Below are 24,004 nucleotides of genomic sequence, written 5' to 3'. Positions count from 1 at the left end.
ATCCCACTGGCCCGCACCTCCAGTTAATCACGGGCAGTACGTTTAACCGCCGCCCCCAGATAATCGACAACCCAGCCCCATCCCCGGGCTCTCCCCGGGAAGGTCTGGGTTATTGTTTTTCACATAAGAAAAGACCCGAGTGAATCATCACTCGGGTCTTGCCTAACCGGCAGCTTCCTATCCTCCCGGACCGTTTCCAGTCGAGTACTTTCGGCGTATGAAGGCTTAACTACTGTGTTCGGCATGGGAACAGGTGGATCCCTTCAGCCATAACCACCGGATTTTCAATTGAAGGCATGAGCCTTCAAAACTTCATGAAGAGACGTTTTTTACTTCTTGGACTTGCGGTTTAAGTCAAGCCCTCGACATATTAGTACAGGTCAGCTGAACACATTGCTGTGCTTACACATCCTGCCTATCAACCTTGTGTTCTTCAAGGTGTCTTACCGGATTACTCCGTGAGAGATCTCATCTTAAGGATGGCTTCACGCTTAGATGCTTTCAGCGTTTATCCGTTCCAGACGTAGCTACCCAACTATACCCTTGGCAGGATAATTGGTACACCAGCGGTCTGTCCACTCCGGTCCTCTCGTACTAGGAGCAGCCCCCTTCAAATCTCTTACGCCCGCGATGGATAGGGACCGAACTGTCTCACGACGTTCTGAACCCAGCTCACGTACCACTTTAATGGGCGAACAGCCCAGCCCTTGGGACCGACTTCAGCCCCAGGATGTGATGAGCCGACATCGAGGTGCCAAACCTCCCCGTCGATATGGACTCTTGGGAGAGATTAGCCTGTTATCCCCAGGGTAGCTTTTATCCGTTGAGCGATGGCCCTTCCACTTGGATGCCACCGGATCACTAAGCCCTACTTTCGTACCTGCTCGCCGTGTTTGGCTCGCAGTCAAGCTCCCTTCTGCCTTTACACTCCGCGCGCGGTTTCCGTCCGCGCTGAGGGAACCTTTGGGCGCCTCCGTTACTCTTTAGGAGGCGACCGCCCCAGTCAAACTGCCCGCCTAACAATGTCCCGGCGATCGTTACTCGCTCGGTTAGAATCCCGATAGTTGAAGGGTGGTATCCCAACGGCGGCTCCGGTAATCCCAAAGGACTACCATCTCTGCCTCCCACCTATCCTGTGCATCAAATATCAGAACCCAATATTAGGTTACAGTAAAGCTCCATGGGGTCTTTCTGTCCAGTCGCGGGTAACCTGCATCTTCACAGGTATTTCAATTTCACCGGGTCCCTCGTTGAGACAGTGCCCAAATCGTTACACCTTTCGTGCGGGTCGGAACTTACCCGACAAGGAATTTCGCTACCTTAGGACCGTTATAGTTACGGCCGCCGTTCACTGGGGCTTCAGTCGAATGCTTTGGGTCGAACCCGGACATCCTTCTTTAACCTTCCAGCACTGGGCAGGTGTCAGCACCTATACATCAGATTTCTCTTTCGCAGGCACCTGTGTTTCTGGTTAACAGTCGCTTGGGCCTCTTCTCTGCGACCATCCTAGGCTCCAGGAGCAAGTCCCTTCACCACGATGGCTACCCTTATCCCGAAGTTACGGGTACATTTTGCCGAGTTCCTTAACGAGGGTTCTCCCGCGCACCTTAGGATTCTCTCCCCGCATACCTGTGTCGGTTTACGGTACGGGCGGCAGCTTTCTCACTAGAAGCTTTTCTCGGCAGCGTAGGCTCAATCCCTTCGGGAACAAGTTCCCTCCGCGTCACACCTCAGCCTCAGTGTACGGATTTGCCTGTACACCAGCCTGCATGCTTGCACACGAACTACCAATCTCGTGCGGACCTGCCTTCCTGCGTCACTCCATTGTTCAAACGATTGCTGCCGGTACTGGAATATCAACCAGTTGTCCATCTCCTACGCTCTTTGCCTCGGATTAGGTCCCGACTTACCCTGAGACGACGATCGTTGCTCAGGAATCCTTATGCTTTCGGTGGAAAGGATTCTCACCTTTCTTTTCGCTACTCATGCCAACATTCTCACTTCCCACCAGTCCACCGTACCTTACAGTACGACTTCAACCCGATGGGAACGCTCCTCTACCACGCAAGCCTAAGCTCGCATCCATAGCTTCGGTTCCATACTTTAGCCCCGGGAATCTTCGGCGCAGGGCCTCTCGACCAGTGAGCTATTACGCACTCTTTAAATGGTGGCTGCTTCTGAGCCAACATCCTGGTTGTTTATGAGACCCCACATCCTTTTCCACTTAGTATGGCATTGGGGACCTTAGCTGATGGTCTGGGCTGTTTCCCTTTTGACAACGGGACTTATCTCTCGTAGTCTGACTCCCAAGCTTTGCAGCATAACCATTCGTAGTTTGACAGGGTTCGGTAACCATTACAGTCCCTATCCCGATCAGTGCTCTACCGCCTATGCTTACTGCTTGAGGCTAGCCCTAAAGCTATTTCGAGGAGAACCAGCTATCTCTGCGTTCGATTGGAATTTCACCGCTACCCACGATTCATCCGAAAGTTTTTCAACACTCACCGGTTCGGTCCTCCACACAATTTTACCTGTGCTTCAACCTGATCATGGGTAGATCACTACAGTTTCGGGTCTGCGAACACTAACTCATCGCCCTTTTCAGACTCGGTTTCCCTACGGCTCCGCATTTCCTGCTTAACCTCGCTAGTGCCCGCAACTCGTTGGCTCATTCTTCAATAGGCACGCCGTCGCTTGCGCTCCGACTGCTTGTAGACATACGGTTTCAGGTTCTCTTTCACTCCGCTCCCGCGGTTCTTTTCACCTTTCCCTCACGGTACTATGCGCTATCGGTCACTAAGTAGTGTTTAGCCTTGGAGGGTGGTCCCCCCGACTTCCCACAAAATTCCTCGTGCTTCGTGGTACTCTGGATACTCACCTTCTCGCTCGTCCTTTAACCTACGCAGCTTTTATGCTCTGTGGCTTACCTTTCCAGGTAATTCGGCTAGGATGAACTTGAATTATGTGAGTCCGTAACCCCGGAAAGCCGAAGCTTCCCGGTTTAGGCTCTGCCCTCTTCGCTCGCCGCTACTGTGGGCATCTCGTTTGATTTCTCTTCCTCCGGCTACTTAGATGTTTCAGTTCACCGGGTTCCCTTCCCTAAGGATACCAGCCCATTACGGCTGGTGGGTTTCCCCATTCGGACATCTACGGATCAAAACCTGCTTGCGGTTCCCCGTAGCTTTTCGCAGCTTACCACGTCCTTCATCGGCTCTTAGTGCCTAGGCATCCGCCGTATGCCCTTAGTAGCTTGACTTATCTCCTAGCAATATTCGGTCATTTCTTTGTCGCTCGTCACAAATTTTCCTCGATATACTAAGTGTATTATCTCCGGAAATTTGCTTCCTCGCTTCGCGAACTGCCTCGAATCTTGCTGGAGCTTTCGTTTCCACTTTTCAGTGAAAACTGCTAGTTCTACTAAGGAACATTTACGTTCCTAGTTTTCTCGTTACTCGTCTTCTAAATTCGCATTTAGATTAGAGGTTTCTACTACATATTCATCACAATACGTAGTAGATTTAATTTTGATTTTCATCAAAACTGTTTTTGTCTCTTCTATGAAGTTTTCAAGGTTCATACGATAGTAAGTAATTGGTGGAGACGAGGAGAATCGAACTCCTGACCCCCTGCTTGCAAGGCAGGTGCTCTCCCAGCTGAGCTACGCCCCCAGCATACATTCCTTTAGGAAAATATGGTGGGCCCAAGTGGACTCGAACCACTGACCTCACGCTTATCAGGCGTGCGCTCTAACCAGCTGAGCTATGGGCCCATTTCCTTACCATCTTGAGGGCAGAACCCTCAAAACAGAATATTGATATTGACAGATGTGCGTCGACGAGAATAGTTGATGTACCGTAGTACCCAACGGTTCTCCATAGAAAGGAGGTGATCCAGCCGCTCGTTCTCGAACGGCTACCTTGTTACGACTTCACCCCAATCATCGGCCCCACCTTAGACAGCTGACTCCTTACGGTTATCTCACCGGCTTCGGGTGTTACCAACTTTCGTGGTGTGACGGGCGGTGTGTACAAGGCCCGGGAACGTATTCACCGCAGTATGCTGACCTGCGATTACTAGCGATTCCAACTTCACGCAGGCGGGTTGCAGCCTGCGATCCGAACTGGGGTCGGGTTTATGGGATTTGCTCTGCCTCGCGGCTTTGCTGCCCTTTGTTGCCGACCATTGTAGTACGTGTGTAGCCCAAGACATAAGGGGCATGATGACTTGACGTCATCCCCGCCTTCCTCCAGGTTATCCCTGGCAGTCTCCTATGAGTCCCCGCCATTACGCGCTGGTAACATAGGATAAGGGTTGCGCTCGTTGCGGGACTTAACCCAACATCTCACGACACGAGCTGACGACAGCCATGCACCACCTGTTTTCGTGTCTCCGAAGAGAGGGACCTATCTCTAGGTCTTTCACTCAATGTCAAGCCTTGGTAAGGTTCTTCGCGTTGCGTCGAATTAAACCACATACTCCACCGCTTGTGCGGGCCCCCGTCAATTCCTTTGAGTTTCAATCTTGCGATCGTAGTCCCCAGGCGGGGTACTTATTGCGTTAACTCCGGCACAGAAGGGGTCGATACCTCCTACACCTAGTACCCATCGTTTACGGCCAGGACTACCGGGGTATCTAATCCCGTTTGCTACCCTGGCTTTCGCATCTCAGCGTCAGACACAGTCCAGAAAGGCGCCTTCGCCACTGGTGTTCCTCCCAATATCTACGCATTTCACCGCTACACTGGGAATTCCCCTTTCCTCTCCTGCACTCAAGACTTCCAGTATCCAACGCCATACGGGGTTAAGCCCCGCATTTTCACGTCGGACTTAAAAGCCCGCCTACATGCTCTTTACGCCCAATAATTCCGGACAACGCTTGCCACCTACGTATTACCGCGGCTGCTGGCACGTAGTTAGCCGTGGCTTCCTCGTCAGGTACCGTCAATACAAATGCTTATTCAACATTCGCACATTCGTCCCTGACAACAGAGTTTTACAATCCGAAGACCTTCATCACTCACGCGGCGTTGCTCCGTCAGACTTTCGTCCATTGCGGAAGATTCCCCACTGCTGCCTCCCGTAGGAGTTTGGGCCGTGTCTCAGTCCCAATGTGGCCGTTCATCCTCTCAGACCGGCTACTGATCATCGCCTTGGTGAGCCGTTACCCCACCAACTAGCTAATCAGACGCAGGCCCATCTTCCAGCGATAGCTTATAAATAGAGGCCATCTTTCATCCCTTCTCCATGCGGAAAAGGGATCACATTCGGTATTAGCATTCCTTTCGGAATGTTGTCCCCAACTGGAGGGCAGGTTGCCTACGCGTTACTCACCCGTTCGCCACTAAGAATTTACCGAAATAAATTCTCCGTTCGACTTGCATGTGTTAAGCACGCCGCCAGCGTTCGTCCTGAGCCAGGATCAAACTCTCCAAAATAGAATTATTTTGAAAAGCCGCTTGGCTCTTGAAAATACTAGCTTTGATTTTTTTACTTCGTTATCTCGAAGTGACTCGATCTCATCACCGTAAAGGTGACTTGACCCGCACATCTGTCAATCAATATTCAGTTTTCAAGGTACTGCGTTGTCAGCATTCTTACTCACCGACGACTTTGTTATAATAGCACTTTTTTCTTATCTCGTCAACTCTTTTTTTCATTTTCTTTTGTTTCGGCTTTCCAGCCGAACGTTCAAGAAAAATCCAACGCCGTTGACGAGATAAGATAATACCAGATTTTCCGGTATTTAGCAAGTGCTTTTTGCAACTTTTTTTATTTTTCTACTTGGTATTTGAAGTTGTCGATATGAGGACGGTGATCTTCCAGCCCTTCCTGAACGTCTTCGGTCAGGAGTGCCTGCAAGATAATGGCCATTTCCAGGCGCTTCTTCTGGATCCGGCAGCCGTATTCATAGGGTTTTTCAATGGTTCCGTTGGCCAGATCCGCATTGGCATGGCAGCCGCCGCTGCAGAAGAACCGGGCCCAGCACTGGGAGCATTCTTCCTTCTTCATGACGTGCATATGACGGAAGTACTGGACCATATCCTTTTTCTGGATACCGGTGTCCAGGGTGCCCATCTTATACTGCTCCCGGCCTACAAACTGGTGGCAGGGATAGATATCCCCTTCCGGGGTAATGGCAAAGTATTCGTGGCCGGCGCCGCAGCCTGCCAGACGTTTGGCTACGCAGGGGCCGTTGTCCAGGGCTACGTTGAAATGGAAGAAGTCAAAAGGTTCACCAGCGCGTTTCTTGGCCAGGTAAGCCCGGGCCAGCTTCTCATATTCCTTATCCAGAATCGGCCAGTCTTCTTCGGTGAGCACATAGGGTTCATCGGTGCCCACTACGGGTTCCATGGAGATTTCAGAGCCCACTTCCAGCATGCTCAGCACGTCTTCGGTGAAATGGGGGTTGAAATGGGTATAGGTGCCCCGCAGGTAGTAGTTCTTGCCCTTCCGGGAATCGATGACCTTCTTGAAGCCCTTGACGGCCATTTCGTAGGAGCCTTTGTGGCCCGGGTACGGCCGCATATAGTCGTGGGTCTTCTGGGTGCCGTCCAGACTCAGCACCAGCATCACATGGTTATCGTTCAGGAACTTCACGTTCTCATCGGTAAGCAGGGTGCCGTTGGTGGTCAGGGTCAATTTGATGTTCTTGCCGGTTTCTTTTTCTCTTTTGCGCACGTATTCCACAATGTGCTGCACCACCGGGTAGTTCATCATCGGTTCCCCGCCAAACAGATCCAGTTCCAGGTTGTGGCGCTGCTTGCTACCTTTGATGGCAAATTCCACGGCCTTGTCAGCCACTTCGTTGCTCATCAGGGCACGGTGACCGCCAAAGTCCCCGGTGTCGGCAAAGCAGTACCGGCAGCGCAGGTTGCAGTCATGGGCCACATGGAGGCACAGGGATTTCAGTACCGGTTCTTCCCGGAAGGTATCCGGTACGGGGAATTCCGGAGAGAACAAAAGGCCAGCGGCCTGGAGTTCCTGTAATTCGTCCAGTGCTTCCGCCACGTCGGCTTCCGGGTATACGCCCTTAAACTGTTCCTTGGTGGCTTCTGCGTTGGTGCCGTCATAAAAGCCCAGCAGGTCGTAGATCATCTTATCAATGATATGCACGGCACCGCTGTTCACGTCCAGCACTACGTAGTTATCGTCTAAATGCATTCTATGAATCAACAAAATAGTTCCGCCCTTCTTATAAGAAAAACAGCTCCCCGCGCAAAGCGAGGAGCTTCCACAATGGCATTACCGCTTAGGCTTTTTCGCAGACCTGATTGCCTACCGTGCAGGAAGTCTTGCAGGCAGATTGGCAGGAAGCAGGGCATTCACCGCAACCGCCAGTTCTCAGAGTCTTTTTCAGCATCTCTTTATTGACAGTCTTAATTCTTTTCAACATAGTTTCATCCCCTATTCTAAGATTTTCTATTTATTTTATATTGTTTTGGCCAAGAACGCAAGACCTAGCCGCGAATCCGGTGGTACCAAGCAAGGAGCCAGCCAGGATCGATGCCCGTTTGGGCAATGTAGCTGATGAGCTGGGCCTTATGGAGTTCGTAGATAAAGCAGTCGATATCCTCCGGCTTGTTTTGGAATACGTTTACCCGGCGCAGCTGCATCAGGGGCACCTTATTGGTATTGACGCCCACCGTCCCAGCCACCCCGGCAATGTAGCCGGCCTTTTCCACCTGGGCAGCAATCCGGTCGTTGCAGGCGCCGTTGGGATAGGAGAAGGCAATGCCGATGGCAGGATTATAGATGCCCCGGACGTATTTCATGGAACGTTCCAGTTCGTAGTCCACTTCTTCCGGAGACATTTTGGTCAGGGGTTCATGATCAAAGGTATGGGAGCCTTCAGCCCAGCCATAGCGCAGCAGGTCGTGCTGGGTATGCCAGTCCAGGTAGCCCGGCCAGCCTTCAAACTTGACTGCCATGAACATATTGCCCACGAAGCCGTACTTCTGCATAATGGGGGCTGCATAGGTCAGGTTGTCCAGATAGCCATCATCAAAAATCACCACGCAGGTCTTGTGGAACACTTTCCCTTCCCGGCGGCCCTGCACGTAGTCTTCCAATTTGATGGTCTGGTAGCCCTGCTCCTTCAAATACTGCATCTGCTGGTCGAATTGCTCTGGAGGCATAGTGTACACGTCATCCTTATATTCCACCCGATGATAGGCGAAAATAGGCACGGTCTCGTCACAGAAACGGGCGTAGTCCGCCTCAAAGAATTTCATGCCTCCCAAAATCAACAGGGCCAGTACGATTAAGAATATGATTACCTTTTTCAGCATTTCCCTTCCCTCAGTTCTTCCGCTATTTTTTCGATTTTCTTAAAACGATGGTTTAATCCGGATTTTCCGATATTTTCTTCGGTAAGTGCTGCCAGCTCCCCTACGGACAGGTCTTGATGTTCCAGCCGCAGCCGGGCCGCTTCCTGCAGCAAATCAGGCAGGGCGGACAGACCGATGGTCTCATCAATGGTGTGAATGGCCGTAATCTGGCGCACGGAGGCTTTTACCACCTTGTTCAGGTTGGCGGTCTCACAATTGACCACCCGGTTGACCTTGTTGCGCATATCCTTCAGGACCCGCACATTTTCAAATTCCAGGTAGGCGTTGTGGGCCCCGATCAGGGACAGGAAATTGGCAATGGAATTTCCTTCCTTCAGGTACACAATGTAGCTGTTTTTCCGGTCCACCACCTTGGCGGGAAGACCGAAACCTTTCATGATTTTCTGGATGAACTGGCACAGGTCCAAATTGTCGCTGAGCAGCTCCAGATGGTAGTCGGCAATGGGTTTGTTCACCGAACCGCCGGCCAGGAAGACTCCCCGGAGGAAAGCTTTCTTGCAGTCCTCCTTTTTCAGCAGGACTTTTTCCGCCTCTTCCGGCGGGGAGAGCAGCCGCAGGTGGCTGAGGGCCGCCCGGGCTTCGTCCGAGGGAAGCACGTGAATCTGGTACCGGTTGTTCTTTTTCAGGCGCCGGGACCGGGTTACGATGACTTCCGTCTGGACGGAAAAGTTGTTTTTCAGCAGCCGCAGGGTCCGGCGGGCCAGGGCGGCATTTTCCGTGGTGAAATGGATGCCCACCTTACGGCCGCTCAGGGAAATGGAACCGCTGATCCGCAACAGGCCAAACAGTTCAGCCTGCTCACAGCTTTTTTCTTCCCCTTCCAGCCGGGCTACTTCGTTTTTCACATCAGTGGAAAAGGACATGACTAAGACTCCTTTTTGGCGTGTTTCCGCAGTTCCTGCATGGTCTGCCGGGCAAAGAAGTAATCAAAGAAACGAATGCCCCGGCCAAACAGCTGCAGCCGGTAGATCAGGCCGATGATAGTCTTGGCCAGTTTCTGGGGGTTATGCCGCACCAGGTCGCTGTCGTTTAGCAGCTTGGCCGGCACGCAGTCGATGCCCAGCTTTTCGATTTTCTCCACATCCGGGGTCACCGGCTCGGAGCCTTCCTTCCCGTACTTGGCAATCTGGTCCGGGGAGGCTTTCTGCTCGTTGACCACCACGTAATCCAGGCACTGGGTACCCATGTGGCGAATCAGGGCCTGGACGTGCTCGTAGGCGCCGTAGCCATCGGTTTCCCCGGGCTGGGTCATGACGTTGCACACGTAAATCTTCACTGCCTTGGAGTGGATCACGGCTTCCTTGATGCCGGGAACAATCAGGCTGGCCAGCACACTGGTGTACAGGCTGCCCGGTCCCAGGATAATGGCGTCGGCGTGCATAATGGCGTCCACCGCCCGCTGGGAGGCCTTGGGGTTTTCCGGCTCGGTCATCAGCTTCACAATCTTATGGGGAGAGGCGGTAATGGCCGATTCCCCAATGACCGTGCTGCCGTCGTCCATCTGGGCTTTCAGCTGGATGTTCTCGGCGGTACTGGGCCAGACGTGGCCCCGCACCTTGAGGATTTCGCAGGTGGCAGCCAGCCCCTCTTCCATATTGCCCCCTTCCACGTCGCTCATGGCGGCAATGAACAGGTTCCCCAGGTTGTGCCCGCTCAGGGAAGAACTGTCGTGGAAGCGGTACTGCATGACTTTCTCCATCAAGGGTTCCGTATCGGCCAGGGCCACCAGGCAGTTGCGCATATCCCCGGGAGGGATAATGCCCATTTCCTTGCGCAGCCGGCCGGACGAACCGCCGTCATCGGCCGTGGTTACCACCGCCGTACAGTTGTTGGTAATCAGCTTGATGCCCCGGAGCAGCACGGAAAGTCCGGTGCCGCCGCCAATCACTACCACGGAAGGCCCTTTATGAAGTTTCTGCTGGGTAAAAATCAGTTCCCGGAGGGATTCCTTCTCCCCGGGCATAACGGCATTGATTACGGTCTTGATGACCCGGGCCGCTCCGTAGAACATCAGGAGGATCCCGGCGGCCACGTTGAAGGCGCCGATTGCCGTCATGGTGGACTGGTAGTATTCCCCGCCCACATAATTGATGAAGTTGAAAACCAGAGCCTCAATAAGTCCCACAAATTGGTAATTGAAGATTAAAGTGACTCCTACACAGGCCATGATAACGCCCAGAGCAAAAACAAACAGCCAGCGTTTCAGGTTGAGGCCCGGGTATAACCACTTTATCCATTTCATAGGCATCTCTCCTATTTCTTGATCAGGTCCCGATGCATCACCTGGGCACCATACCCGCACTGTTCAATGAACTGGCACAGCCGGTTGGCCACAAAGACGGACCGGTGCCGGCCCCCGGTGCAGCCAACGCCGATCATCAGCTGGCTTTTGCCCTCCTGGGTATACTGGGGCAGCAGGAATTTCACCAGGTCAAACAGCTTGGTCAAAAATTCCTGGGTCACCGGTTTGTCATTGATATAGTCCACCACAGGCTGGTCGTTGCCGCACAACTCCTTCAGTTCCGGCAGGTAGAAGGGGTTGGGCAGGAAGCGCACGTCAAAGACCATGTCGCAGTCCAGGGGCAGGCCGTACTTGAAGCCAAAGGACTGGACCACAATGTTCATGGGCGGCAGTTCGCCTTCCGTGCCAAACTTTTGGATAATCTCCTGGCGGAGCTGTTTGGTGGTGGTTTTGGTGGTGTCGATAATGGTGGTTGCCCTCTGCCGTACCTGGCTGAGGATTTCCCGCTCTTTTTGGATATCCGCGCTGAGACCCTTGCGGCCGGCCAGCGGGTGGCGGCGCCGGGTTTCCTTGTAGCGGCGGATCAGGGTGCTGTCCTCAGCGTCCAGAAACACCAGTTCATAGGAGACCCCTTTCTGGGTCAGCTGGTCCAGCACCTCATGAAAGGCATTGAAGAATTTGCCGCCCCGGATGTCCACCACCAAAGCCAGTTTGGTATTGTCGTCCTTCTTGCGGCAAAGCTCAATGAATTTCGGAATAAACGTGGGGGGAAGATTATCTACGCAAAAATAGCCCAGATCCTCCAGCGTACGCATGACCTGCGTCTTCCCCGCGCCGGACATTCCGGTAATCAGCAGCGTTCTCGCCATCTTCCATCTACCCCCTTGCAGCATTGCAAATCGTGTTTTTAATTATACTATGTACTATCCGTTCCTGCAAAAAAATTTACGCAAAAGCAAATCTCCTATGCCTGGAAGGCATGAAGTTTTCTTTATTCTTCCGGTACGTCCAGCTGTTTGGTCATTACGGCCCGGATAATCCAGCTGACTCCCTGCCGGGTATTGGGCCCGGTGATGACGGTGGCCGCTTCCCGCACGGCGTCAGAGGCATTGCCCATGGCGCAGCCGATTCCGCAGTGCTTGATCATTTCCAGGTCGTTGTCAGAATCCCCGATGCAGAGGATTTCCTGGTCCTTGATGCCTTCCTTCTGGGCCAGGGTCCGCAGGGCATTCCATTTGTTGGTAGCCGGGGCGGTAATTTCCAAAAAGCCCTTGGAGGAGCTGACAATCTTGATTTTACCGGCGTACTTTTCCGTCAGTTCCTGCCGCAAAAGGTCCGTCTGGCCGGGCTCCCGGGCTACAATCAGCAGCTTGTGGGGATCCTCCGGCAAATGGTGGATTTCCTCCCCTTTCACTTCATAGGGCACCCGGGCAAATTTGGAATAGTACTGGACTTCCTCGCAGTCCGCCTTGGTCCACAGGGTATCGTTGACGTAGGCCTGGATGTAGATGCCCCGGCTGAGGCAGTCGTCGATGACCGGCTGGGCAATTTCCCGGGGCAGGGGCCAGGCTCCCAGGTCCTTATGGCTCAGGGGGTCCCGGAGCAGGGCACCGTTATACACCACCAAGGGGTTGATGATGCCCAGTTCGTTGGCGTAGGGCAGGGCGGAACGGTACATCCGGCCGGTGGCCAGGGTGACATAGTACCCGGCAGCAATGGCGTTCCGGACCGCTTGGGCGTCGGACGGGGCAATATTCTTCTCTGGATTTAACAGGGTATCGTCTAAATCCAGGGCAATCATTTTCAGTTTCATACACTTTCCTCCTTGGCAGACACAAAAAAAGAGTCCTGCCGCCGGGCAGGACTGTTCATTTCTCTTATTCTTCGGCGAATTGATCCTTGCCTACACCGCAGATGGGGCAAACCCAATCATCCGGCAGGTCTTCGAATTTGGTGCCCGGAGCGATATCGTGTTCAGGATCACCAGCAGCTTCGTCGTATACATAACCGCAAACGCCACAAACGTATTTTTTCATTCTATATTCCCCCTAGTCTGTAATTACTTTCTTGATTTACTGTGATTATACCAAAGTACCGGAGGAGTTACAATAGGTTTCGACAAATTTTAATAAAAATTATCGATAAATAATATATGCTTATATGTACTACTTTATGTATTACTGCACCAGGTCCTGCTTCTCCGACAGGGTTCCCTGCAAGAAGGCGTACACCTTCTCCGCAGCGCTTTTGTTCATGCCCTCCACCGCAGCAAGATCCTCCAGGGAAGCCTGCTTCATGGCGTCCAGGGTGCCGAACCGTTTCCACAGGGCCTCCCGGCGTTTGGGGCCGATGCCTTCCAGGTGGTCTAGCACGGAAACCAGGTTCCGTTTCCCCAGGCGCTTCCGGTGGTAGGTAATGGCAAACCGGTGGGCCTCATCCCGGATGTGCTGGATCAGGTGCAGGGACGGGGACATCTTGTCCAAGAGGATGCTGGTATGCTCCCCTTCCTTAAAGATCTCTTCTTCCCGCTTGGCCAGGCCAATGACGGGCACGTCCGAAATCCCCAGGCCCCGGATTACTTCCAGGGCGGAGCTCAGCTGGCCCTTGCCCCCATCGATGATGATCAGGCTAGGTAGATCTTCCAGGTCCTTGTAGCGGCGGTACACCACTTCCTGCATGGATTTGAAGTCGTCGGGCTTGCCTTCTGTGGACCGGAGTTTGTACCGGCGGTAGTCCTTTTTGCTGGGGCTGCCATTGCGAAACACCACCATGGAGGCCACGGTTTCCCGGCCCTGGTTGTGGGAAATATCGAAGCAGTCCATGCGCTCCAGGGGCTGGGACAGGCCCAGGGCCTTTTGCAGTTCTTCGGCGGCATCCAGGTCTGTCTTTAAGGACGCGTGGCCCCGGCGCAGCCGTTCTTCCAGGTTCTTTTTGGCGTTGTTTACGGCCATGAGCACCAGATCGTGCTTTAAGCCCCGCTGGGGCACCAACAGGTTCACGGTCTTTTCCGCCAGGGTGCTGAGATACTGGCCTAGCAGCACCCGGTCGCTGTCCGTCAGCTCCTGGCTCACCAGGACTTCCTTAGGCGGCTGGTGCTGCTTGGTGTAGTACTGCTTCATAAAGTCCGACAGAATATCCCCTCCGGGCTCCCCCACTTCCTGGTCCAGGAAAAAGCTGTCCCGGCCCAAAATCTTGCCGCCCCGGACAAAGAACACCTGAACGCAGACCCCGGTTTCGTCGGAAGCCAGGCCAATCACGTCCCGGTCCCCGCCTTCGGTGGTGGCCTTCTGCTTTTCTTCCAGCCGTTCCAGGCTCTGGAGGGAATCCCGGTAGTGGGCGGCCTTTTCGTACTCCATAGCCTCGGAAGCCTGGAGCATTTTTTCCGTCAGGTCCTTTTTCAGTTCCCCCACCTTCCCGTCCATCAGCAGCAGTACCTGGTCCACCAGTTTCCGGTACTCCGTAAGGGGCACCTTGCCGGTACAGGGCGCCAGGCAGCGATGGAGATGGTATTGGAGGCAGGGCCGCTTCACATTCATGTTCCGGCAATGGCGCAGGGGGAACATGGTGCGAATCAGCTTCATGGTGTCCCGCAGGGCGCCGGCGTCCGCAAAAGGCCCGTAGTACTTGGCCCCGTCCTGGAGCACCCGCCGGGTCAGCACCATCCGGGGGTACGCTTCCTCCACGGTAATTTTCAGGTAGGGATACGTCTTGTCGTCCTTCAGGTCAATATTGTACCGGGGCCGGTATTTCTTGATCAGGTTGCATTCCAGAATCAGGGCTTCCATTTCGCTGGCCGTAACAATGGTTTCAATAGAAGCCACGTGGGCATTGATGGCCCGGACCTTGGGAGAGCTCTGGGTGGACTTCCGGAAATAGCTGCGCACCCGGTTTTTCAGGATAACGGCCTTTCCTACGTAAATCACCTTGCCGGTACTGTCGTGCATAATGTAGACCCCTGGGGCCTCCGGCAAGACGGCCAGGGTATCGGCGATGGCCTGATTCATACTAAAACCTTCTTTACATACTGTCCGGTATAGGATTCCGGAATCTGGGCCAGTTCTTCAGGCGTGCCGGTGGCCACTACGGTGCCGCCCCGGTCGCCCCCTTCGGGACCCAGGTCGATGAGATAGTCCGCGGACTTGATCACGTCCAGGTTGTGCTCGATGACCACCACGGTACTGCCCGCATCTACCAGGCGCTGGAGCACTTCCAGCAGCTTGTGCACGTCGGCCATGTGCAGGCCGGTGGTGGGTTCGTCCAAAATGTACAGGGTCTTGCCGGTGTTCACCTTGGCCAGTTCCGTGGCCAGTTTCACCCGCTGGGCTTCGCCCCCAGACAGGGTGGTAGCCGCCTGCCCCAGCCGGATGTAGCCCAGGCCCACGTCTTCCAGGACCTGGAGCTTGCGCAGGATCCGCTGCTGGTTGCTGAAGTACTGGCATGCCTCGGTAACGGTCATGTTCAGCACGTCGGCGATGTTCTTTCCTTTATAGTGGACTTCCAGGGTTTCCCGGTTGTAGCGGGTGCCGTGGCAGACCTCGCAGGGCACGTACACGTCCGGCAGGAAGTTCATTTCGATTTTCAGCAACCCGTCCCCGTGGCAGGCCTCGCAACGGCCGCCCTTGACGTTGAAGCTGAAGCGGCCGGGTTTGTAGCCCCGGAGCTTGGCATCGTTGGTGGTGCTGAACAGGGTCCGAATCAGGTCAAAGGTCCCGGTATAGGTAGCCGGATTGGACCGGGGCGTCCGGCCAATGGGGCTCTGGTCGATGTTGATGACCTTGTCGATGTTCTTGAGCCCCAGAATCTTGTCGTGGGCCAGGGGACGCTCCCGGGCGCCCATGAGCTCCTTGGCCAGGGCCTTGTAGAGAATGTCGTTTACCAGGGTGGACTTGCCGCTGCCGCTGACCCCGGTGACCACCGTCAGGGTGCCCAGGGGAATGGACACGTCGATGTTCTTCAAGTTGTTGGCCCGGGCCCCCTTGATGGTAATCTTTTTTCCCGTTCCTTTGCGGCGCACTTTGGGCACTTCAATCTTCTTCCGGCCGCTGAGGTACTGGCCGGTAACGGAATCGGGCACCTGGCAGATTTCTTCCGCCGTGCCCTGGGCCACGACGTAGCCCCCGTTTTCCCCGGCGCCGGGCCCGATGTCGATAATCTGGTCGGCGGCGTACATGGTATCCTCATCGTGTTCCACCACAATCAGGGTATTGCCCATATCCCGCAGGTTCTTCAGGGTTGCCAGGAGCTTGTCGTTGTCCCGTTGGTGCAGGCCGATGCTGGGCTCGTCCAAAATGTACAGCACTCCCACCAGTCCCGAGCCAATCTGGGTGGCCAAACGGATGCGCTGGGCTTCGCCGCCGGACAGGGTGGCCGCAGCCCGGGACAGGGTCAGGTAGTCCAGGCCCACATTGTTCAGGAAGGACAGCCGGGCCCGGATTTCTTTGAGAATCTGGGCGGCAATAAAAGCGTCCCGGTCGGACAGCTTCAGGGTATTGAAAAACTCCAGGCTTTCCCGGACGGGCATCTCGCACACCTGCTGGATGTTCTTATCCCCTACGGTAATGCCCAGGACTTCCGGCCGCAGCCGGGCCCCGTGACAGGTGGAGCATTCAATGGCGGTCATAAAGGACTCGTAGTCCAGCCGCTGGCTTTCGCTCATGGCTTCTTTCAGCCGGCGCTTCAAAAGGGGAATAATCCCTTCAAAGGGCGTATTGTGCTCGTGGGTTTCGCCCATGAGGTTTTCATATTCAAAAGTAAAGGTTTCGTCAGGAATCCCTTCCAAAAGCTCCTTTTGGAACCCTTTAGGCAGGTCCTTCCAACAATTGGCCAGGGAATAGCCCCGGCTTTTCAGCACGGAAGCCAGCTGGCACAGGAAATAGGATTTGACGTTGGAGCTGACAGCAGCAATGGCCCCCTGGTCAAAGGGTTTGGTCTTGTCCGGAATCACCAGGTCCAGGTCAAATTCCATATGCTGGCCCAGGCCCATGCAGTCCGGGCAGGCCCCGTAGGGGGCGTTGAAGGAAAACAACCGGGGCTCGATTTCCGGCAGGCTGATGCCGCAGTCGGCACAGGCAAACTTTTCGCTGTACACCTGGCTGGTACCGTCCATCAGGTCAATGGCCACGGTGCCCTCCCCCAGTTTCAGAGCCGTTTCCAGGGAGTCGGTAAGCCGGCTGCCCAGTCCCGGACGGGCCACCAGCCGGTCCACCACCACGGAGATATAATGTTTCTTTTTCTTGTCCAGGACAATGTCTTCGTCCAGGGTCCGGATTTCCCCGTCCACCTTGACCCGGACATAGCCCGCCCGGCGGACGGATTCCAGGACGTTTTTGTGCTCGCCCTTACGGCCCCAGATGACCGGAGCCATAATCATGAACTTGGTGCCTTCCGGCAGTTCCAGTACCTTGTCCGCAATCTGCTGGGGGGATTGGCGCTCAATGACCTTACCGCAGTTGGGGCAATGGGGAATCCCAATCCGGGCAAACAGCAGCCGCAGGTAGTCGTAGATTTCCGTCACCGTACCCACCGTGGACCGGGGATTCCGGCTGGTGGTCTTCTGGTCAATGGAAATGGCGGGACTCAGGCCGCCAATATAGTCCACATCGGGTTTGTCCATCTGGCCCAGGAACTGCCGGGCATAGGCGGACAAGGACTCCACGTAGCGGCGCTGGCCTTCGGCATAAATGGTATCAAAGGCCAGGGAGGACTTGCCGCTGCCGGACAGGCCGGTGATGACCACCAGCTTGTTTCGGGGAATTTTTAAGGAAATGTTTTTCAGGTTGTGCTGCCGGGCACCCTGGATCACAATATAATCATCGTTCATGACGCTTGGAAATTTCTCCTTTCAGCAAAATCAGCTGATCCCGCAGTTCGGCTGCCAGCTCGAAGTCCAGCTGCTTGGCCGCTGCTTTCATCTTCTTTTCTAGGTCTTTCGCCTGTTTCTCCAGGGCTTTGGTGCTGGCCTTGCTCAGGCCGCCCTTCCCATAGTTTTCGGCGCTGGTGTCGTCTTCGGCAATCTTGGTGAGCTTGATCAGGTCCACCACTTTTTTCTGAATGGTCTTGGGCACAATGCCGTGGGCCTCATTGTACGCTTCCTGCTTGGCCTGCCGGCGGTTGGTTTCCTCAATGGCTCGCTCCATGGAGCCGGTTATATTGTCGGCGTACATAATAACCCGGCCGTGTGCATTTCTGGCCGCCCGGCCAATGGTCTGGATCATGGCCGTATCGCTGCGCAGGAAGCCTTCCTTGTCGGCGTCCAAAATGGCCACCAGGGATACTTCCGGCATATCCAGCCCTTCCCGGAGCAGGTTGATGCCCACCAGGACGTCAAACTTCCCGGCCCGCAGGTCGTGGATGATTTCCGCCCGTTCGATGGTCACAATATCCGAATGGAGGTAACGGACCCGGACCCCGGAAGAAGCCAGGTATTCCGTCAGGTCTTCCGCCATCTTTTTGGTCAGGGTGGTGACCAGCACCCGTTCTCCCTGGGCCGAAACCTTATGGATTTCGCTGAGCAGGTCGTCAATCTGGCCGGCAATGGGGCGTACCTCAATTTTCGGGTCCAAAAGGCCCGTAGGCCGGATAATCTGTTCCACCACCTTGTCGGTGGTTTCCATTTCGTAGGCTGCCGGGGTAGCGGATACGTAGATAATCTGTCCCCTCTGGGCCTGGAACTCGTCAAAGGTCAGGGGCCGGTTGTCCAGGGCGGAGGGCAGCCGGAAGCCGTACTTCACCAGCTGCTCCTTCCGGGCCCGGTCCCCGGCGTACATGGCCCGGAGCTGGGGCAGGGTCACGTGGCTTTCGTCCACCACCGTGAGAAAGTCCTCCGGGAAATAGTTCACCAGGGTAAAGGGCGGTTCCCCGGGAGCCCGGCCCGTCAGATGCCGGGAATAGTTTTCGATGCCGCTGCAATAGCCCAGTTCTTCCATCATTTCCAGGTCGTAGTTGGTGCGCTGCTCCAGGCGTTCTGCCTCCAGGAGCTTTCCCTGGTCCTTGAGCACGGCCAGGCGGTCGTTCAATTCCTTGCGGATATCCTTCCTGGCCCGTTCCATATTTTCGTCGCTGGTCACATAGTGGCTGGCCGGGAAAATGGCCACGTGGGACCGCTTGTCCAGCACGGCGCCGGTGAGCACATCGATTTCCATAATGCTGTCCACTTCGTCCCCAAACAGCTCAATGCGGATACCTTTTTCCCCGTAGCTGGAGGGGATTACTTCAATCACGTCCCCCCGGACCCGGAAGTTGCCCCGCTCCAGCACCAGGTCGTTGCGGGTATAGCGGATTTTCACCAGCTTTTCCAGGATGGCGTCCCGGTCCACGGTCTGCCCTACCCTGAGGGACAGTACGCTGTCGTAGTAGTCCTTGGGCGCGCCCAAGCCGTAGATGCAGGAGACGGAGGCCACCACAATCACGTCCCGGCGTTCAAACAGGGCGGAGGTAGCCGAGTGGCGCAGCTTATCGATTTCATCATTAATGGAAGAATCCTTTTCAATATACGTGTCCGTGGCCGGCAGGTAAGCTTCCGGCTGGTAAAAATCGTAATAGGATACGAAGTATTCCACGGCGTTATTGGGAAAGAATTCCTTGAACTCGCTGCACAGCTGGGCTGCCAGCGTTTTGTTGTGGGCGATGACCAGGGTGGGTTTCTGGACCTTCTGGATCACCTGGGCAATGGTGTAGGTTTTGCCCGTACCCGTAGCTCCCAGGAGGACCTGGGTATGCAGACCTTCCTTGACCCCTTCGGCCAGTTCTTCGATGGCTTCCGGCTGGTCGCCTGCCGGAGCGAAGGGTGCCTTTATCTGAAATTCCATAATGATTCTCCTTATATATTGCAATACTTTATTTTATCATAACAAAAAGGCCAGCACCAATAGTTTATATAAACATCGGTGCAAGCCCGTTTCCTTCAATATTTTACGGTCAGCATTTTAAATAAAACCAATACTTCCGTTTTATTTTTCTGCCGTTTTTCTGCCGCCCATGCTTTCCAGCTTCTCGATTATGAGAGCCGCCGCCCATTCGGGTGGCTTGCGTATCCCCATTTCCCACTTCTCAATGGTGCTTTTTGGGATTTTCAGTAAATCAGACATTTTTTGCTGAGATAGCCCGGCGGCTTGCCGGGCCTCTTTGATGGTAGTCATATCAGTGCGCCTCCTCGACGTGGCGGAAGACCTCCTTACCGTCCTCCAGGATGATAAGAGCCACTGTATGTTTAGCGCCAAATTTCTTGTTCAGCTCATCCTTGGTAGGCTCGGCCGCTTTTACTTGTGCGGCCATCCACGGGTCTGGGTCCAGGATGGCTGTAGGCGGGACTGGGACGGTTTTAAAGGCGTCCTCCTCACCATTATCCGCATTTATAAAGCTGACAACGCACTTTAGGATTTTGGCCTCTTGGGCTAGCGCCCAATCTCCGTGCATGCTGGCAGCGTGTGCGTCCAGGTGGTCGATCCACCACCGGGCTGACGTCTCTTTTTTGAGCTCCGCCAGCCATCTAGCGGTGTCAGGCCAGTCCGGGTGCGTCTCGATGAAGCGAGTGGCCTCCGCTAAGATCCGGTTGCGGATGCCGTTTGCCCAGGCGATCTGCTTGGGGCTCCCAGTCAAATCCGGCAGGCCTGCCTCTTTAGCCTGGGCGGCTTGGGCGGCATCCCAGCAGGCCCGGCAGTCGATGCTTTCCAGGTATGCGATCTTGCGCTCTCTATCAGAGTGCTTACCAAAAAGGTTGACCTCCTCGGTGTGGCCGCAAGCGTGGGTGATCGTGTACTTTGCCATGGCATTGCGCTCCTTTCAAGTGGTGGCGGGGCCGAATGCCCCGCCCAGATCATTAAAACCAGGTGTCTGCGATAGCATTGAGGCTATCTGCAATCCAGTCTTGATAGGTCGAGTAAGTGATCGGGTCAACGCTCTCGTAAGGGGGCAGGTCTACGCCGTTGAGCGGGCTCAGCATCCAGTTGCTCCAGCTGGGGTCGTCCACTTTGTCTACCAGCTCAGGAGCTGCATCCTTGAGGTAGCTGACTACGTCGTTCCTGGTGTAGGTGATGGCCAGGACCATTACCTTCCCTCTGAGGTCATAGGTGGTTGCTGCCAGGCTCACGTTTTTGTCGTGGTCTACGACGATGTACTGGGGTTCTCCGATATTCAGGATGCTGGCTTCGATGGCCTTATCCAGGACGTTGTCAAGATTCTGTTCGCCAAACAGGGCTTTTGCTTTTTCGTTCAGGCTTTCGTTGATTTTCATATCGATCTCTCCTTTTCTGTAGGTGGGGCTTTCTTTTTTATCCCCTCTCCTCTCTTCTTGGCTATATTATACCTCCCAATGGGATACATTGCAAGCGATGAATAGAAAAATATTGAAAATATTTTGCTCCCGAAATCAGCTTCGGGCACAAATCACCATTCCGCCAGGGTGTATGTCAGCGAAGCGGCTTCCACCTTTCTCCCGGATCTGGTATATACCATCCCTTCCCACTTCCCTGCCTGGAACCCCACACCGCCATACACCTTTCCGTCAGCAGTCAGAACCCCGGCCTTGATTTTATGCTCTTTCCGAAGATTGATTTTATAAACGTCCACCTTCTGCTTTTCGGTGTTCGCAGTGACCACGGTCCTGTCGGTTTTCCCGGTCGCTTCTTCCGGCAGGGCAGGGGAACCCTTTTTGATTTCCTGGGCTACCTTTTCCGCTCCCGTCTGTACGTCCGGAGCCTGCACATAGTAGGTAACAGTCGGAGGCGTATCAGAGGACTGTACATGGTAAACTTCTCTGGTGACTTCCCTGGCCGTCTGATCAGATACGCCCAGTTCCTTTTTTACAGCTCCCGGGTCTGTGGTCTGGCGGTACTCCATCACTTTTGGCTGTTCTTTTTGCTCCTGTCTACAGCCGTAAATCGCACAGCACATGGTCACCAGGGCAAAAGCTCCAACTCCTGCCGCAATGGCTTTCCATTTTTGTTGCTCGTCCATATTTCACCTCGCATATTCGCTTTTAAACGGTTTTTTCAAACTTCGCATATAAGTAATAGCATATGCAGAAAAAGCGGCGTACAAGGCCACTGTGGACCTTATACGCCGTATCTTCAGCCTTTAATCCCAAACAGGGCCTTGTCATACATATTATCGCCATCAATTCCGTATCCGTTGTAGTTGTCCGTGTACTGCCACACATAACCGGAAATATCATCCCCTGGCCCCCACTCAGCGTTCCAGATGGGGCACCCCAGGGACTGCCAGTCAATGACTGTGGTCAGCCAGTCGTAAGATGCATACACACCCCAGTTCAGGCCGATGTTCTTGCCGAAAGCCTTACACATAGCAGTGACCAACGCCGGGTCTTTTTCGAAGCCGTTGTCTTTCTTCCAATGGTCAGCATCTTCCATGTCATAAAAAACGGGCAGTTCCAGCAGGACACCAGATTCTTCAATCGCCGCCCGGCAATTCTTGGCGTTTTCCACGGCATCATCCACGGTTAAGCTGTAGTCGTAGTGATACGCTCCAACGAGCATCCCATGGGCATGAGCCTGGGCCACGTTTTCCCGGAACTTCTCGTCCCGGCCATGCTTCCCGTATGAGCTGCGCACGTAGCAGAAACGAACGCCCTGGGCTTGCAGATCATCCCACGGGATATTCTCGTTATTCTCAGATACGTCGATTCCTTTAATCATTTTCCATTCACCTCTTTTTGAAAGTCTTTCTTCGGCTCCTCTTGCCAGGGATCCGGAATCCCATCCCCATCATCATCTACAAGGGATTTTCCAATAAATCCGATGGCCGCTATGAAGGATACCCCCGTTAGCGTCTGTATCAGCTGGTTTAAGGCTGGCAGGTCTACTCTGCCCTGGAAAGCCCATAGCCATACCCAGCCGGACAGATACAAGATGATACTGCCGATGATCAACAGCATCAGTATGATCACCAGGGCACGGGGCAGGCCCCGGACCTTCATGCGGCCAACCGAGCCCAGAAGATTCAGCAGTACACCTTGCAGCTTCTTCACTTTCGAACTTCTTCCGGCATCTTCAGCACCTCTTCATGCTTCGCATTCATGATGCCGTTGTCCGCCAGCCGTTCGTAAACCTCGTACATCTCTTCGAAAACCTGCTTTTCGTCAACTGTCGGCGGCGTCCGTTGGAACCGCACATACATATCGTTGAGGGAAGTCCGCAGAATCAGCTGCATTCCCTTTCTGACAGCTCTCAGCCCGGTAACATAGGCAACTACATACCCCACCAGCCCGCCTACGGCCAGGCTTACGGCAGTGCTCAGCCCTTCGATGACAATATCATTCACTTTTTGGTATCCTCCTTATAGTAACTTGAAAGGTGTGATTTTATGAAACTCCCGAACGGCTTCGGCACCTGCTATAAGCTCAACGGTAATCGCCGCCGCCCCTGGGTCGTTAAAAAGACCATCAACGGCCATCAAAAAACGCTAGGGTACTTTTCTACCTATGTGGAAGGTCTGAGCCATCTCTTTGCCGTCAATAAAACCGACACCATGCAAGCGGAAATCCCTTTTTCTTCCATCTACGAAAGATGGAAGAAAGAACATTTTCCGGGCCTGTCCGTGTCCTCGCAGAAAGCCTATGAGATTTGTTTTCGCCATCTCTCTACCCTCCATTCTCGGCCTTTCTCCTCTCTCCGGTACAGAGATTTGCAAGCGGCCATTGATGATGTGAAAAAGATTGCTGGTTATGCCACACAAAAGAAAGTCAAAGGGCTGTTGGAACAGCTCTATGACTATGCCATCAGATACGACATAGTAACCACGGACTATGCCAGCCGTCTTTCCATCGACCCGCACATCCCGGTGCACAAGAAAAAGCCCTTCACCGTCCGGGAACGGAATCGGCTATGGGCTAATCTCGAAACGCCATTTGCAGTTGATGTACTGATTCTGATTTATACCGGACTCCGATGCGGTGAATATCTCAGCATCAAGGCATCCGATGTAAAAATCCGCCAGCGATGCCTTGTCATTCGAAAAAGCAAAACCAGGGCGGGCATCCGGCAGGTCCCGGTCAGTAAAAAGATATGGCCGTTTGTCCTGGCCAGAATCCAGGCATCGCCCTGGCTCTGTTCCTGCCGTTCTTACGACTCTTTCCGCCGTCAGTGGGACAAAGCCATGAAAGCATTATCCATGCACCACACGCCCCATGAAGCACGGCATACAGCCGCATCAATGCTCGATTCGGCAGGTATCAACGACACCGCTGTCAAAATGATTCTCGGCCACGCTAGAAAAGGGGTGACGAAAGCCGTCTACACGCACAAAACCTTGTCCGAACTTCGAAAAGCAGTGGATATTTTGTGAGTAACCAGGGCTTTTTTGTTTTGTAGCTATCCCATGTATAGCGGCATCATAAGCCGCTGTGGAAGGTGTTTTACTTGTGCTTAACGTGGGCACTTTGCGGTTTGTCTATGCCCGTA

20 protein-coding genes, 2 tRNA genes and 3 rRNA genes are annotated in these 24,004 nt (G+C 54.1%); 1 reads left to right on the top strand and 24 read right to left on the bottom strand.

Going from position 1 to position 24,004, the window contains the following annotated elements; translation table 11 throughout:
* Positions 1-164: 164 nt before the first annotated feature.
* From rrf to LKE88_RS11810, 24 genes are all read right to left on the bottom strand, one after another.
* Positions 165-281 (bottom strand): 5S ribosomal RNA (gene rrf / locus LKE88_RS11925).
* Between the two features lie 69 nt (positions 282-350).
* A 23S ribosomal RNA gene (locus tag LKE88_RS11920) occupies positions 351-3,256 on the bottom strand.
* 336 nt (positions 3,257-3,592) lie between these two features.
* Positions 3,593-3,668: transfer RNA gene (locus LKE88_RS11915), tRNA-Ala, on the bottom strand.
* A gap of 24 nt (positions 3,669-3,692) precedes the next feature.
* Positions 3,693-3,769, bottom strand: a tRNA-Ile gene (locus LKE88_RS11910).
* A 109-nt stretch (positions 3,770-3,878) separates the two neighbouring features.
* A 16S ribosomal RNA gene (locus tag LKE88_RS11905) occupies positions 3,879-5,434 on the bottom strand.
* The 16S, 23S and 5S rRNA genes sit together here with 2 tRNA genes alongside, the layout of an rRNA operon.
* A gap of 334 nt (positions 5,435-5,768) precedes the next feature.
* Positions 5,769-7,160: a thioether cross-link-forming SCIFF peptide maturase gene (scfB, locus tag LKE88_RS11900; protein WP_199614601.1), complete on the bottom strand. Its 1,392-nt coding sequence runs from the start codon at positions 7,158-7,160 to the stop codon at positions 5,769-5,771.
* Positions 7,161-7,248: 88 nt separating this feature from the next.
* Positions 7,249-7,392 (bottom strand): six-cysteine ranthipeptide SCIFF, encoded by a 144-nt coding sequence (gene scfA, locus LKE88_RS11895; RefSeq protein ID WP_199614592.1) that lies wholly within the window; start codon positions 7,390-7,392, stop codon positions 7,249-7,251.
* Positions 7,393-7,456: 64 nt separating this feature from the next.
* Positions 7,457-8,287 carry a polysaccharide deacetylase family protein gene (locus tag LKE88_RS11890; protein WP_276803731.1) on the bottom strand — a complete coding sequence of 277 codons (831 nt, stop codon included), beginning with the start codon at positions 8,285-8,287 and terminating at the stop codon, positions 7,457-7,459.
* Positions 8,281-9,210, bottom strand: a complete 930-nt coding sequence (whiA, locus tag LKE88_RS11885) for a DNA-binding protein WhiA (RefSeq protein ID WP_105327013.1) — start codon at positions 9,208-9,210, stop codon at positions 8,281-8,283. Before whiA ends, LKE88_RS11890 begins: the two co-directional genes overlap by 7 nt.
* Before the next feature lie 2 nt (positions 9,211-9,212).
* Positions 9,213-10,589, bottom strand: a complete 1,377-nt coding sequence (locus LKE88_RS11880; RefSeq protein WP_105327012.1) for a gluconeogenesis factor YvcK family protein — start codon at positions 10,587-10,589, stop codon at positions 9,213-9,215.
* An 11-nt stretch (positions 10,590-10,600) separates the two neighbouring features.
* On the bottom strand, positions 10,601-11,458 hold the full coding sequence (gene rapZ / locus LKE88_RS11875; protein ID WP_105327011.1) for an RNase adapter RapZ: 858 nt from the start codon (positions 11,456-11,458) through the stop codon (positions 10,601-10,603).
* Positions 11,459-11,580: 122 nt separating this feature from the next.
* A complete protein-coding gene (locus tag LKE88_RS11870) occupies positions 11,581-12,402 on the bottom strand; it encodes a Cof-type HAD-IIB family hydrolase (protein ID WP_105327010.1) in 822 nt (273 codons plus the stop codon).
* A gap of 64 nt (positions 12,403-12,466) precedes the next feature.
* Entirely contained in the window at positions 12,467-12,625 is a 159-nt protein-coding gene (gene rd / locus LKE88_RS11865) for a rubredoxin (protein ID WP_105327009.1), read from the bottom strand.
* Positions 12,626-12,766: 141 nt separating this feature from the next.
* A complete protein-coding gene (gene uvrC / locus LKE88_RS11860) occupies positions 12,767-14,593 on the bottom strand; it encodes an excinuclease ABC subunit UvrC (protein WP_105327008.1) in 1,827 nt (608 codons plus the stop codon).
* A complete protein-coding gene (gene uvrA / locus LKE88_RS11855) occupies positions 14,590-17,409 on the bottom strand; it encodes an excinuclease ABC subunit UvrA (protein ID WP_105327007.1) in 2,820 nt (939 codons plus the stop codon). The genes uvrC and uvrA overlap by 4 nt, the downstream gene beginning before the upstream one ends.
* Positions 17,399-19,396, bottom strand: a complete 1,998-nt coding sequence (uvrB, locus tag LKE88_RS11850) for an excinuclease ABC subunit UvrB (RefSeq protein ID WP_276803727.1) — start codon at positions 19,394-19,396, stop codon at positions 17,399-17,401. Before uvrB ends, uvrA begins: the two co-directional genes overlap by 11 nt.
* Positions 19,397-19,537: 141 nt before the next feature.
* Complete coding sequence (locus LKE88_RS11845; protein WP_276803725.1) at positions 19,538-19,726, bottom strand: helix-turn-helix domain-containing protein; 189 nt, start codon at positions 19,724-19,726, stop codon at positions 19,538-19,540.
* Between the two features lies 1 nt (position 19,727).
* On the bottom strand, positions 19,728-20,354 hold the full coding sequence (locus LKE88_RS11840; RefSeq protein WP_276803723.1) for a hypothetical protein: 627 nt from the start codon (positions 20,352-20,354) through the stop codon (positions 19,728-19,730).
* Between the two features lie 52 nt (positions 20,355-20,406).
* Entirely contained in the window at positions 20,407-20,820 is a 414-nt protein-coding gene (locus tag LKE88_RS11835) for a hypothetical protein (protein ID WP_276803109.1), read from the bottom strand.
* Entirely contained in the window at positions 20,817-20,969 is a 153-nt protein-coding gene (locus LKE88_RS11830; RefSeq protein ID WP_276803721.1) for a hypothetical protein, read from the bottom strand. The genes LKE88_RS11835 and LKE88_RS11830 overlap by 4 nt, the downstream gene beginning before the upstream one ends.
* Before the next feature lie 3 nt (positions 20,970-20,972).
* Complete coding sequence (locus tag LKE88_RS11825; RefSeq protein WP_276803720.1) at positions 20,973-21,542, bottom strand: hypothetical protein; 570 nt, start codon at positions 21,540-21,542, stop codon at positions 20,973-20,975.
* A gap of 113 nt (positions 21,543-21,655) precedes the next feature.
* A complete protein-coding gene (locus LKE88_RS11820; protein ID WP_276803719.1) occupies positions 21,656-22,240 on the bottom strand; it encodes a glycoside hydrolase family 25 protein in 585 nt (194 codons plus the stop codon).
* Positions 22,237-22,572, bottom strand: a complete 336-nt coding sequence (locus LKE88_RS11815) for a hypothetical protein (RefSeq protein WP_276803717.1) — start codon at positions 22,570-22,572, stop codon at positions 22,237-22,239. The genes LKE88_RS11820 and LKE88_RS11815 overlap by 4 nt, the downstream gene beginning before the upstream one ends.
* Positions 22,569-22,865: a hypothetical protein gene (locus LKE88_RS11810; RefSeq protein WP_276803716.1), complete on the bottom strand. Its 297-nt coding sequence runs from the start codon at positions 22,863-22,865 to the stop codon at positions 22,569-22,571. Before LKE88_RS11810 ends, LKE88_RS11815 begins: the two co-directional genes overlap by 4 nt.
* A 42-nt stretch (positions 22,866-22,907) precedes the next feature.
* Between LKE88_RS11810 and LKE88_RS11805 the strand changes: the two genes are divergently transcribed.
* Positions 22,908-23,888: a tyrosine-type recombinase/integrase gene (locus LKE88_RS11805; protein WP_276803714.1), complete on the top strand. Its 981-nt coding sequence runs from the start codon at positions 22,908-22,910 to the stop codon at positions 23,886-23,888.
* Positions 23,889-24,004 lie beyond the last annotated feature (116 nt).

It is taken from the genome of Acidaminococcus hominis, from assembly GCF_022484025.1.
In the GTDB taxonomy this organism is placed as follows: domain Bacteria; phylum Bacillota; class Negativicutes; order Acidaminococcales; family Acidaminococcaceae; genus Acidaminococcus; species Acidaminococcus hominis.
This window is presented reverse-complemented; position numbering and strand designations above follow the sequence as displayed.